Here is a 12,927-nt window from a genome sequence, read left to right as displayed (position 1 = left end):
GTATCTCCTATTTCACGATTCTGATGAACTTGGCCGAGAGCCATCGCAGCACCATCACGACGATGAGCAGGATGCCCCAGACGGCAGTGGTGAGATGCTGGTTGGCGCCCAGCAGGTTGAGCCCCGAAGAAAGGAGCTGCAGCACGATGAGCGCCACGAAGACGGGCAGGACGCGGCCGAAGCCGCCGAAGGGATTGATGCCGCCGAGGAAGCAGGCGAGCACGGTGATCAGCAGATAGGATTCGCCGTGGCCGACGCGCACCGAATTGAAACGCGCAAGCATAATGATGCCGGCAACCGCAGCCATCACGCCGGACAGCATGTAGACCAGCACCAGGACCTTGCGGGTGTTGATGCCGGAATAGCGGGCAGACTCGATATTGGAGCCGATCATATAGGTGGAAAAGCCGAGCTTGAAGCGTGAGAGCAGGATGTGAGTGGCGATGACGCAGGCGATCAGGATCAGCAAAGGGACGGGGATGCCAAGGATGCTGCCGTGGCCGATTGGAGCGATGAAGGTGGGGAAGCCCGAGATATCGCCGCCGCGTGTCAGGAACTCGCCGAGGCCGCGCAGGAAGATCATCATCGATAGTGAAACGAGGATCGGATGGGCGCGCGTAAAGGCGATGACCAGGCCCATGACCAGGCCGCTTGCCGCGCCGACGGCGAGCGCCAGAGCCGTGCCGAGCAGGAATGCGCCCGGGCCGGCATCGATGCCGCCCTTGGCCTGCAGCGTCCAGGCAAGCGTCAGGCCGGCAATGTTGGCGGTAAAGGTGATCGCAAGGTTGAGGCCGCCGGTGAGGATCGGCATCAGCATGGCAAGCGCCAGAACGCCAAGCTCGGGAAGCTGAAAGGCAACCGATCCGAAGGTCGCGCCCGTCAGGAAATGCGGCGAGGCGAAACCGAAGACGATAAGCACCGCCACCAGCGCGGCGAGGGGACCGGCCATGTCGGCCCCGAAGATGGCGTTGAAGCGGGCGGCGAGCGCGTTCATCAGCTCTCTCCCCTGTCTGCAGGCTGGGCATCGGTCGATTTGCGGGTAGCGAACACCGGCACCAGATTGCCGATGCGGGCGCTCGACAGGGTGATCGCAACGAGGATGATTGCGCCGACGAACATCTTGAAGGCGAAGGGCGAAACGCCCATCAGGTTGAGGCCGTTCTGGGTGATCGAGACAAGCAGCACGCCCAGCACGCAACCGAGCACGGAGCCCTTGCCGCCGCCCAGCCGCGCCCCACCGAGCACCACCGCAGCCAGAACATCGAGCTCGCGGCCATAGAGCGCGTTCGGCACGACCTCCTGCGCATAATGCGCCTGCATGAGCCCGGCGATACCTGCCATCAATCCCAGCCATCCGAAAGCGATGAATTGCATGGCGCCGATATTGATACCGAAGCGGCGCGCCCCTTCCGGATTGTCACCGAAGGCATAGAGCTGCCGGCCGGTCGTCGTGCGGGTAATGAAGAGCCAGGTGGCGAACGTGCACACGGCCATGACGACAACCGGCAAGGTAATCTCAGCCCAGCTCCCGTCGGCCATTTCGCGCTCATAGATGATGACGCGGCTCGTCAGCCAGTCAGGCAGGTTGTAGATCGACACGCCCTTGGTGAAGAACATCAGCAGGCCGAAATAGACGTTGAAGGTCGCGATCGTCGCCACGATCGAGATGATGCGGAAGCGGTGGATCAGGAAGGCGTTGATCACGCCGAGCACGATGCCTAAGCAGGCCGCAATCAGGAGACCGAATACCCATTCACCGCCGCCTATCCGCTCGAGCGCAAGTGCGGTGACATATTGTACGATCGAGGCGGCGACGGCGAAGGAAATGTCGATCCCGCCGGCAATCAACACCACGAGCAGGCCGACGGCAAAGATGATGTTGACCGCGCTGATATTCAGCAGGTCGAAGGCATTGCCGAGCGTGAAGAAACGATCCGTCGCAAAACCCAGGACGATGCTCATCGCGATGATGACGGCAAACAGCACGACTTCGGTCGTGTGGGACAGGAACAGCTTACGCATAGACCGCCGCCTCCAGGTCCTTCAGTGTGGTGGCGCGCGGATCGTGCCAGCCGGCGATGCGTCCCTTTTCCATATGGATGATCCGGTCGGCGTTGAAATAGACCTCCGGCACCTCGTCCGAGATGAGGAGGATCGCAAGCCCTGTTTCGGCCAGACGGGCAACGATTTCGAAAATGCCGGCGCGCGCACCGACATCCACGCCGACCGTGGGCGCATCGAGGATCAACACTTTTGGATCGGTGGCGAGCCATTTGGCGATTGCGACGCGTTGCTGGTTGCCGCCCGAAAGCGTCGAGATCGCATCGTCCTGCTTGCCGATCCTGATGCCGAGATCGGCGATCCAGCGCGCGACCAGCGCGCGCTTTTTGTCCGGCGAGATGAGCCGGCCGCTGAGGATACGGTTAAGCGAGGCCATGACCAGATTGTCAGCGATGGATTGCGGCTGGTTGAGACCGAGCGAAAGGCGGTCTTCGGAGAGATAGGCGACGCCTGATGCGATCGCCTCGCGGTTGGAGGCAAAGCGCATCGCTCTGCCCTCCAGCACGATCGTGCCGGCGGCGGGCCGGCGCATGCCGAACAGCGTCAGCGCAAGCTCGGTGCGCCCGGAGCCGAGCAGGCCGGTTATCCCGAGCGTCTCCCCGCGGCGCAGATCGAAGGAAATATCCTCGAACTCGCCAGGCCGGGAAAGCTTGCTGACGGAGAGCAGGACGGGGTTCTGCGATACGTCGCGGGCGCGAACATTCTGGTCGAAGGTGCGCCCGGTCATCAGCTCGGTGACCTTAGACTGGGTCATGCCCTCCACCGGATAGAACTCCGACCAGCGCGCCATCGCGCAGCACGGTGATGCGAGAGGAGATTTCCAGCACTTCCGCAAGGCGATGGCTGACGAAAACCACGGCAATGCCCGAGGCCGACAGCGCACGCACGATCGCCAGCAGATGGTCGGTCTCCGACTGGGTGAGGGAGGCGGTCGGCTCGTCCATGAAGACGATTCGGGCCTCTCCGACCAGCGCGCGGGCAATGGCGACGATCTGGCGCTGGGCGATGGCGAAGTCTTTGAGAGGTCTGTCGACGTCGAGGGTGACGCCAAGCCGGGCGAGCGCTTCCTCGGCTATTTCGCCGATCGCGGCATAGTTGACGAAGCGCGGGCGCGAACCGGAAAGGGTCTGGAAGGCGATGTTTTCCGCCACGCTCATTTCCGGGAAGAGCGCGAGGTCCTGCCAGATGATCTGGATGCCGCGGGACTGGGCCATGGCAGGCGTCATGTGAGATATCCTCTCACCGTCGAAAACGATCTCGGCGCCGTCTGCAGGCCGATAGACGCCGGAGATCACCTTGATCAACGTGCTCTTGCCGGATCCATTCTCGCCGGCCAGACAGTGTACTTCGCCGGGCAAGACTTCGAAGGAGACGTTTTTCAGCGCCTTGACACCACCGAATGTCATATTGATGCCGCGAAGCGAAAGAAGCGGCCGGGCCTTCACACCATCATTCGTTGCCGTGCTCATGCCGGTTGCCTGTCCAGTCGAATGCCATGAAATACAAATAGTCCGGCCATGGCCGGATACCGCTCTTTTTCCCGAACGCCGGGCCGGTCGCCATGGACCAGCCCGACACCCGGGGAGGGGCTTCAGAGGCCCATTGCGGCCAGGTCGTCGACCGTATCCTTGTTGATCGGCAGCAGCTGATCGACGATGATGTCGTTGCCGACCGGCTTGACCACGCCGAGTCCGGGGATGTCATCACCTTCCTTGACGCTCTCACCCTTGATCAGGCGATCGGCGAGCGTGACGAAAACTTCGCCGGCCTGCTTCGGATTCCACATGAAGCCGCCCGATATCGCGTCGGACTTGATCAGCTTCTGGCCTTGGCCAGGCGAGAACGGGCCGAGCACGAAGATTTTGCCCGTCTTGCGGCGTTCTTCGACAGCGCGCCCGGCGCCGATCGGGCCCTGACTGCCGAACGCGAGGAAGCCTTTCAGACCCGGATGGGCAGCGATGAGGTCGAGCGCCGTCGAGCGGCTCTTGTCGACATCTTCCGCGACGCCATAACGATCGCCGACGAGTTTCATGTCCGGATAATTCGCCTTGATATAGGCGATTGCGGCGTCCGCCCAGGCATTGTGCAGCGGGACGGTCAGCGAGCCCACGAAGACCGCATATTCGCCCTTGCCGCCCATCTTTTCGGCGAGCAGCTTGCCATGCGCCTCGCCAAAACCGGTCGAAGATGCAAGTTCGAAATTCCAGTCGGCGCCCTTTTGCGAGGGCGATTCATGCGTAATGACCTTGATGCCGGCGGCTTGCGCCTTGGTCAGTACAGGCTCGAGCACCTTGGCATCGTTCGGAACCACCCCGATGACCTTGACGCCCTGGGCGATCAGATCTTCGATGGCACGCACCTGCAGCGCCGGGTCGGCGCTGGTCGGGCCGACCATGAAGGCATCGACGCCTAATTTCTTGCCCTGCTCCTTGATGCCGGCTTCCATCGCGTTGAACCAAGGGATGCCGCCGATCTTGACGACAACGCCGACCTTCGGTGTGTCCTGCGCAAACGCGGCCACCGCCCCGGCAAGCGACAGCGATACGGCAAATGCCGCTACGATAAGGCTCCTCATCCTCACTCCTCCTCAAAAATCGCTCATGCAAACGACGACCACCGGCCGGTTTGCGGCAGGTTGTTCCTGGTTGCTTCTTGGCGAGGCAATACCCTTGCCTCCCCCATCCCGCCTCCTCGAACCATCATTGCACAATCGATCTTTCTTTTTTGCACAATCGATGGTGCAATAACTATCGATCAAGGTAGGGCTTTCGTCAAGAGGGGTTTGTTTCTCAAGGAAGCGACAAGGGAAATGCGAGATATGACCGGCATCGGCAAGAAGAAGGCGACGATCTACGATCTGTCGATCCTATCGGGTGCGTCGCCTTCCACCGTGAGCGCCGTTCTAAACGGAAGCTGGCGGAAGCGGCGTATCAAGGAGGCGACGGCGCAACTCATTCAGAAGCTGGCGAACGAACATGGCTATACGGCAAACCTGCAGGCCCGCGGCCTGCGTTCGTCCCGGTCCGGCCTCGTCGGACTTCTGCTTCCGGTGCACGACAACCGCTATTTTTCCTCCATGGCGCAGTCTTTCGAAGCGCAGGTCAGAAGCCGCGGCCAATGTCCGCTCGTCGTCAGCGCCTGCCGTGATCCGGAGGAGGAGCGCCAGGTGGTAGAGACGCTGATCTCCTATTCGATCGACGAGCTTTTCATTGCCGGCGCGACCGATCCGGATGGCGTGCACAAGGTTTGCGAAAAGGCAGGGCTGAAGCACGTCAACATCGATCTGCCTGGCACACTGGCGCCGTCAATCATCAGCGACAATTATGAAGGCGCGCGCATGCTGACACAGGCGATCGTCGAACGCGCGCTAGAGGATGGCCCACTTTCACCTGACGATCTGTACCTGTTCGGCGGCCGCAACGACCATGCCAGCCATGAGCGAATTCGCGGTTTTCGCGACGTAAAGCGCGCATCGCTGGGCGCGGATCCCGACGTCTGCATCCAGCCGACCGGTTATTCCCCCGCCATGACGGCCCGCGCTTTCGAAGCCTTCTACGAAGGCCACGGAAAGCTGCCGCGCGCATTCTTCGTCAATTCCTCGATTAACCTCGAAGGGCTGATGCGCTTTCTCGCCCTGCATCCGCACGAGACTTTCGCCGATATCATCGTCGGCTGCTATGACTACGATCCCTTCGGCTCTTTCCTGCCTTTCCCCGTCTTCATGATCCGGCAGGACAGCGAAGCGATGATCACCAAGGGGTTTGCAATCCTCGATGCGGACCGCCGCCCGCCAATCACGCATCTGGTACGGCCGACCATCGTGCCCCCACGCACGGCGCTGATTGGCCCGCTGGATGCGCTGAAAGATATCGAGTAATGCGTCCTGCCTCGTTGGAGGGGCTGGGGTGCCGGCCGTGGTCACCACCGACCTGCGCCTCAAGGTGCGGAAGACCGAAGAGCCGGGGTGGGCCACCTCCTATATCGGCATTTTCAAAGGAAGGGTTGGTGGAAGGCTCTGAATTAATATAAGCGCGACAGCCTCGGAAACGCCAGCCTCCTCAAACCTTAAACTCCTCTTAAGGGCGGCACACATCACCTTCACGCAAGCTCCTCATGTATCGCGCACGCGCCAGCGGCCAATTACCGTCCCATACCCAACGTGCCTCCGACATTTCGCGCCAAGAAAGAATGAATCTGCGCGACGACGGCGGCGCCCTCACCGACCGCAGCCGCGACGCGCTTGGTGGAGCCGGCGCGTGCGTCTCCAACGGCAAAGATGCCATGGCAACTCGTTTCCAGCGGCAGTCGCTCGCCATGACCGATGCGGTGCCCTGTGAGAACGAAGCCCTTTCCGTCGATCGCGACGCAGCCGTCAAGCCAGCTGGTATTGGGATCGGCGCCAATGAACAGGAAGAGATGGCGCGAGGCACACTCCTCGGTCTCGCCGGTTCGGGCGTCACGGAAGGTGGCGCCGGTCAGACCTGTCTCTCGGTCGCCATGCAAGCCCACAATCTCGCTGCCCACATGGAGTTCGACATTGGCCAATGCCGCGATCCGGTCGATCAGATACTGGGACATGGTCTGCTCGAGCGGTCGCCGGACCACAAGATGCAGGTGCCTGACTTGCGGTGCAAGGTAGGCAACGGCCTGGCCGGCCGAGTTTCCGCCGCCGACGAGGGTGACTTCTTCTCCGGCGCACAGGCGAGCCCCTATCGGCGATGCCCAGTAGGAGACGCCAGCCCCCTCCAGCTCTTCGACATTGGTTATATCAGGCCGACGGTAGCGCGCTCCTGAGGCGATCACGATGGAACGCCCCCGTGCGGTACATCCATTGCTGAGCTCGAGAGAGAAAGGAGCTTCCGACTCAACTCCATGACAGCACAGCTTTCCGGCGGTCAGCGGAATCGCAAGCTCGGCACCGAACTTCGTCGCCTGATTGAAGGCACGGCCCGCTAGAGCCTGTCCGGAGATTCCAGTTGGGAAGCCGAGATAATTTTCGATCCGGGCGGATGCGCCCGCCTGGCCGCCAAAGGCCCGCGAATCGAGAACCAGGACAGACAGTCCCTCAGATGCTCCATAGACGGCGGTGGCCAGCCCAGCCGGTCCCGCTCCGACGACTGCCACGTCATAGACATTCTTTGGATCGAGATCCGGCATAATGCCCAGACATGACGCAGCATCAGCGTCGCTCGGATTTCTGAGCAATGTGCCGTTTGGACAAATCATCAACGGCAAATCTTCAGGTGCGATGCCGAGGCGTTCGACCAGCTCGCGCCCCTCTGCTTCGCATGCGGCGACCAGGGCGTGGGGATAGCCGTTGCGGGTGAGAAATCCAGACAACCTCACGATGTCGGGGGCATCCCGGCGTCCAACCAGAATCGACCCTGCGCCGCCGACCCGCCCTTCTTCGATCAGCGAGACGCGACGGAGGATGTAGGCGCGCATGATCTCTTCACCAACATCCGCCGACCCGATGACTAGCGCGCGAAGATGTGGCGCATCAAAGGGTATCGCAATTACGCCCGTCTCGCCCGCGACCACCGATGCCAGCGATGCATGGCCAGACAACTGATTGGTCTCACCGGTGAACTGGCCGGGACCGTAAGTGGCGATCACCGACGATTTGCCAGCGGCACCACGCTGAATTGCATCGGCCGAGCCCTCTAGAATAAGCCAGGCAGGGACGTTGCGGGTGCCGATCTCATAGAGGATGTCCCGTGAACTCCATATCGGCCTATGCCCGTGGGTGACGGCACCCCGATCATCTCGTCAGTTTATCTTGTGCACTACAAAAGCCAACACTTTCCGCGGGCCAACTTGCGCGCCTGAACAAGGCGCAGATTCCATGCCACGGTTATCGTCGCTTCCTTAGGAGCATCCCTTGAAAGCAATCAGATAAAGTGCAGTAGAAAGCACTATCACACCAGTAAGAAAGGACCGCTCCCACGGGGTAATGAGAGCGGTTTTTTGCGGATCTCTCCGCAAAGCCAGGTTAGGGCCTGGCGTGCTCTATTCCGGGAGGAGATGAGCTACAGAATCAATATAGGCCCCATGCCCGGTTGTAAAAGAACAAAATCGCATACCGGGTCCGCTGGAACGCGCTCCGAGAGCCTCGCTTGGAGATTTTGTAGTTCGGTTTCTCTCAACACGGATTATTGCTAAGTCATTCCGCTAGATAAGCGCTGAGCCGGGGGCAGACGAAATCCAGGAATACCCTAACGCGGTGAGGGAGTCGTGGGCCGCCGATGTACAAAGCATGGATCTCCTCTTCATCACCTTCGACAGCGCTTGAAAGCACCTCGACAAGCCGCCCGGCGGCGATGTCTTCTCGGACATGGTAGTCGCCCAGTCGAGCCAAGCCCACGCCCGCAAGCGCCATTCGGCGGACGGTCTCTCCGTTATTGGCAATAAGCGGTCCTGTGATAGCGCGGTCGACAATACGGCCGCTTTCCTTAAGGGGCCAGACGGGAGCCGCCCGGCGAAAGTTGAACCCAAGGCAGTTGTGCCTGCCAAGATCATCGACCCTCCTTGGTTCACCATAGGATTTAAGGTACTGGGACGAAGCGACGATCTTGCGTCTGGCCGTGCCGATGCGCCGGGCGATCACGGTTGAGTCCTGAAGGGTACCGACGCGGAATGCGACATCAGTGCGGTCGAGATACAGATCGACCATCTCATCAGAAAGTGAGAGATCGACCGTGATATTCGGATGAGCAGTCCATAGGGCGGGAAGTATCGGTTCCAAGCCAAGAACGCCGAAGGCCACCGAAGCATTGACGCGGATCGTGCCGCCGGCAGTTGAGGCACCTCGAGTAAGGTCCCGCTCGATTTTCTCGAGATCGGCCAGCAGCGCCAGGCTTTTCTCGTAAAACATCTGGCCTTCATCCGTGAGCGAGAACCGGCGCGTCGAGCGTTCAAGTAGTCGCACGCCAAGGCGGCCCTCGATGCGGCTGATCATTTTGCTGATGGTCGAGGGGCTCATCAGAAGAAGGCGAGCTGCTTGGGCAAAGCTCCCTGCTTCGATCACACGTACGAAGACCTGCATCTCGCCAGCGCGATTATCCATTCAACGCCTCCATTGATGAATTCGTTTCACAGATAAGATGGAGCGTGGGGTAATTATCAAGACGGAAAAGCACCTTATCTTCCTTTCTGTATGACGCATCGCCGTTGACCTGCTTCGGCAAGGCAGCAAGTCCTTGGGGTTAGTACTGCGTGTCACCCCGTTGCGTGAGAGAGCCCGCAGTATTGCTGCCCAACACTTTAAGGAGAATTTCAATGGAAACCATCAACGTTCACGGGGCGGCAATCCCGGCACTCGGGTTCGGTGTGTTCCGAATGTCCGACGTCGAAGTGGAACGGGTTATACCCGCTGCACTTGAAGCAGGATTCCGCCACTTCGATACCGCCCAGATTTACCAGAACGAAGCTGCGCTAGGCCGCACTCTCCAGAAGGCCGTCGTCAAACGCGACGACCTATTCCTCACCACAAAGGTCTGGGTAGATAATTATAGCCGCAAAAAGTTCGCCGCATCGGTGGATGAAAGCCTGGACAAGCTGAAGACCGATCACGTCGATCTGCTTTTGCTGCACTGGCCTGGTCAAAAGGTGCCAATCGCCGATCAGATCGAGATGCTCAATGCGGTACAGGCGTCCGGTAAGACCCGTTTCATCGGCGTCAGCAACCAGAATGTGGCCCAGATGAAGGAATCGATCGCGTTGAGCCGCGCGCCGATTATCACTAACCAGGTCGAGGTCCATCCCTTCCTGGATCAGTCGGCAATAACCCAAGCGGCAAAATCCGCAGACGTCGTCGTGACTGCTTACTATGGCATGGCTGATGGTGCCGTACCGCGCAATGCGGTGCTTCTGGAAATTGGCGCCCGCTATGGCAAGAGCGCCGCACAGGTGGCGCTCCGCTGGCTCGTTCAACAACGTTTCGTCGCGCTGTCGAAGACGGTCAAGCCCGAACGGGTAGCCGAGAATTTCGACATCTTCGATTTCATGCTGACGGCCGAAGACATGGCCGCGATCCATAGGCTTGCCCGTTCGGATGGTCGTATGGTTAGCCCTCCGGGTCTCGCCCCTGACTGGGCCGCATGAATGCGTTTACACCCTTGAGCCGGAATTAGCATAATATCAACAAGGAGAACTTTTATGGTAGATTGGGCACCGTCCAAATATGGAGCTGATGACGAAATCGGCGCCGCCAACCTATTGACACCTGAGATCACGCTCGCAGCGATCCAGCTCGTGAAAACCGGGCGGTCTTATCCGCTTGCTGTTCCAATCGACAAAAACCTGCCGGCCTTCCGACACAGGAGCTTCAATCTTTACAACATTCAGCCGGGCGAGGCTGGCGGCACCAGCAAGGCGGCAAACAAATTCACGTTCAACGACGAACTCGTCAACGGCTGGACAGGCGTTGGCACCCAATTGAACGGGATCGGCCATATCGGAATAGACTATGTCTACTACAACGGAAATAAGGCTGCTGATTTTGTCACCGTCGAGGGCGTCACGAAGCTCGGGATCGAAAAGGTGCCGCCGATGGTTACGCGCGGCGTCGTATTGGACATGGTCGAATACTACGGCCAGCCGATCGTACCAAAAGATGCCGAGTTCACCGTCATGGACATCAAGGCGGTGCTCGAAAAGCAAGGTATTGAGCTGCAGAATCGGTGACGTGGTTCTCTTCAACACGGGGTGGCTCGAACTCATTGGCAAGGACGACAAGACGTTCTTGGACGTCGAACCAGGCATCGGCATGGAATCAGCCAAGTGGCTGGCCGACCAGGGCATCGTCGCGTTTGGCGGAGACACCTGGGCGTCCGAGATCTATCCAGCGAAGGACGGGCAGGAATTCCCGGTCAATCAGTTTATGCTGGCCAAGAACGGAATCTACAATCTCGAGCTCATCGACACTAGGCCGCTCGTTCGCGACAGGGTCTTTGAATTTCTGTTCGTGCTTGGCCAGCCTCTCTACAAGGGCTCGACGCAGGTCAACATCAATCCAGTCGCGATTTGTTGAAACGCCCGCCGCTAGGCTGCACAGAAAACACAAGGGAGTGTCACATGGATTTACAGCTTAAGAACAAGACCGCTCTAGTCACGGGTGCAACCGCAGGAATCGGTCTCGAGATCGCCCGCCGGCTTTCGGTCGAAGGCGCAGATGTCATCATTTGCGGCCGTTCGCAGGCCAAGCTCGATGCCTCGGTGGCCGATATCGGTGTCACTTCCCCCATCCGTCTGCACAACGGTGAGGCCCAACGCGGGGTTCAATGGGCGGTGATACGCCGGGCCTCGTACCGGAGGTCGTGGGCTCTCCGACTAGGATCCAACGTGTTCGATGGAGGATCGCTCCGGTATTAATCCTAATGGACTAAGGGAGGCCCCGACGCCTTCCTTGGGCTCGGAATGACAGGCGTCGGAGCTCCTGTCGTCCCTCGCAGGCGACTTGGCTACAACACGGATTTCAGCAATTATATTCCAGGAAAGCGAATTAAAAAATGAAACAGCAAAGCCCGATCTACTGGAAAACGCAAACCGATAGATCGGGCCTCAAAGTTGCTGACGCGTGAAAAAGAAGCAGTCTGCTCTTCGTCAGCCTTTCATCGCCAATCAGGGGCTCTGGCGTGGAACCGCCTTTCGAATGTTTCTCTTCAATTGCGGAATGCCACGGCCTTACTCCTATCAACTGTTGGAAGATCGGAGTGAGGTCCTCCCGCCGAGGTTCCGCGGGAAAGCTACGGTGGCGCCTGATTCGGGTAAATAAATATATCGATCTAATACCGTTCACTATCGTGTGAACCCGTCTCAGCGAAAGACGAAGCCCGATCTACCGGCACGCAAATGAGCGATAGACCGGGCTTCTGCTGGCATTGGGGAACGACAGCACGTCCAACTTACCGCCAATCCCTAAAAAGGAAATGACCATGGGTCTCATAACTGGCGCTCACTCCGTGCTAGCATCATATGCAGTCGGCCATGCCCCGCATTCAAGCAGACCGTGCCGGGCTGGCCATGCTGAGCAACCCTGCCTGCTGAGGAACACAATTTCTACTCGTCGTCGCGCAGTGGCTGCGGTTCGCCGGAGCGCTTGTAGAGCCGGCAGCCAGTGCCGATGGCTGTTTCATAAAGGCTGTCGCCCGGCTTGATCGTCGCCCAGGAAGAATGTGCCGGAGCGATTGTGAGGCGGGCCGGACAATAAGGCCAGTTACCGCGGATAGTTCCGATGCATAGGCGTCAGGCGCTCTACGGTTCCATCCGGTGTAGCACGTTGCAAGGTACAAATAGTTCTCCAGCTGTTCATGCCCGACACTGTCTGCATTTGTTGAGCGCTCCGTTATCTGCCGGACCGAGCAGCAGCTCTGCCGCTCATTGAATGACGATGTCGTCTCATGTCGCCTCCTGCAAGAAAATCTCGTGTTCCTGTGTCGCAAAACCCAAGGTGCGATGATGCGCCGGCAGGCATTTGACGAAGGGACGGGCGATGTCTGCATCGTCGAAAATCTGGTGAGCAAGCGATTTGCCTTGCGAAAACAACATCTGTCTGCAGATTGGCTTGATATGCGCCAACCATGCCGTGTAAAGCACCTGCGTCGATATTGTTGCCTTGCTGCGTTTGGTCATATCGGCCGACCAGGCTAGCCCTGTCAAATGTTTGCTGCTGTCGTCGGATCAGAAGCCACTTTCTCACATTAAATAAGAGCATAATTTTATCTAAATTTAAGGCAATCTATAAATATATTGGTGAGGTTCGAACGAACTGTTTGTTACGCAACTGCCGCACTCTGCCTGCATTCTTGGCATGACTTTGTCCATGCGGCACCTGTCCGTGGAGATGAGCCCTGAGTAAAGATCTTC

The 12,927-nt window shown here is 59.1% G+C and carries 8 protein-coding genes and 3 pseudogenes; 4 read left to right on the top strand and 7 right to left on the bottom strand.

What is annotated here, in order from left to right:
* Positions 1 to 7: 7 nt before the first annotated feature.
* From N8E88_RS12075 to N8E88_RS12060, 4 genes and pseudogenes are all read right to left on the bottom strand, one after another.
* Positions 8 to 994, bottom strand: coding sequence for an ABC transporter permease (locus tag N8E88_RS12075; protein WP_262291933.1), 987 nt, complete (start codon positions 992 to 994; stop codon positions 8 to 10).
* A complete protein-coding gene (locus N8E88_RS12070; RefSeq protein WP_262291932.1) occupies positions 994 to 2,022 on the bottom strand; it encodes an ABC transporter permease in 1,029 nt (342 codons plus the stop codon). The genes N8E88_RS12075 and N8E88_RS12070 overlap by 1 nt, the downstream gene beginning before the upstream one ends.
* Positions 2,015 to 3,530 (bottom strand): annotated as a pseudogene (locus N8E88_RS12065) (sugar ABC transporter ATP-binding protein). Before N8E88_RS12065 ends, N8E88_RS12070 begins: the two are co-directional and overlap by 8 nt.
* A 122-nt stretch (positions 3,531 to 3,652) precedes the next feature.
* Positions 3,653 to 4,636, bottom strand: coding sequence for an autoinducer 2 ABC transporter substrate-binding protein (locus N8E88_RS12060; RefSeq protein WP_262291931.1), 984 nt, complete (start codon positions 4,634 to 4,636; stop codon positions 3,653 to 3,655).
* A gap of 243 nt (positions 4,637 to 4,879) precedes the next feature.
* On the opposite strand from N8E88_RS12060, the gene N8E88_RS12055 reads away from it, so the two are divergent.
* On the top strand, positions 4,880 to 5,938 hold the full coding sequence (locus N8E88_RS12055; RefSeq protein WP_262292424.1) for a LacI family DNA-binding transcriptional regulator: 1,059 nt from the start codon (positions 4,880 to 4,882) through the stop codon (positions 5,936 to 5,938).
* Positions 5,939 to 6,201: 263 nt separating this feature from the next.
* Here N8E88_RS12055 and N8E88_RS12050 read toward each other — a convergent pair whose 3' ends face one another.
* Both N8E88_RS12050 and N8E88_RS12045 read right to left on the bottom strand, forming a co-directional pair.
* Positions 6,202 to 7,677, bottom strand: a complete 1,476-nt coding sequence (locus tag N8E88_RS12050) for an NAD(P)/FAD-dependent oxidoreductase (protein ID WP_315975225.1) — start codon at positions 7,675 to 7,677, stop codon at positions 6,202 to 6,204.
* Positions 7,678 to 8,224: 547 nt separating this feature from the next.
* Entirely contained in the window at positions 8,225 to 9,127 is a 903-nt protein-coding gene (locus N8E88_RS12045; RefSeq protein WP_262291930.1) for a LysR family transcriptional regulator, read from the bottom strand.
* 212 nt (positions 9,128 to 9,339) lie between these two features.
* On the opposite strand from N8E88_RS12045, the gene N8E88_RS12040 reads away from it, so the two are divergent.
* The 3 genes and pseudogenes from N8E88_RS12040 to N8E88_RS12030 all read left to right on the top strand — a co-directional run.
* Positions 9,340 to 10,164: an aldo/keto reductase gene (locus N8E88_RS12040; protein WP_262291929.1), complete on the top strand. Its 825-nt coding sequence runs from the start codon at positions 9,340 to 9,342 to the stop codon at positions 10,162 to 10,164.
* Positions 10,165 to 10,218: 54 nt separating this feature from the next.
* Positions 10,219 to 11,092: pseudogene (locus N8E88_RS12035) on the top strand (cyclase family protein).
* 44 nt (positions 11,093 to 11,136) lie between these two features.
* A pseudogene (locus N8E88_RS12030) lies at positions 11,137 to 11,289 on the top strand (SDR family NAD(P)-dependent oxidoreductase); the annotation flags it as partial.
* Between the two features lie 1,170 nt (positions 11,290 to 12,459).
* On the opposite strand, the gene N8E88_RS12025 reads toward N8E88_RS12030, so the two are convergent.
* Positions 12,460 to 12,693 carry a hypothetical protein gene (locus N8E88_RS12025; RefSeq protein WP_262291928.1) on the bottom strand — a complete coding sequence of 78 codons (234 nt, stop codon included), beginning with the start codon at positions 12,691 to 12,693 and terminating at the stop codon, positions 12,460 to 12,462.
* Positions 12,694 to 12,927 lie beyond the last annotated feature (234 nt).

This window comes from Phyllobacterium zundukense (assembly GCF_025452195.1).
Lineage (GTDB): Bacteria > Pseudomonadota > Alphaproteobacteria > Rhizobiales > Rhizobiaceae > Phyllobacterium > Phyllobacterium zundukense_A.
The sequence above is the reverse complement of the archived record's forward strand: the minus strand, read 5'-3'. Positions and strand labels throughout refer to the sequence as shown.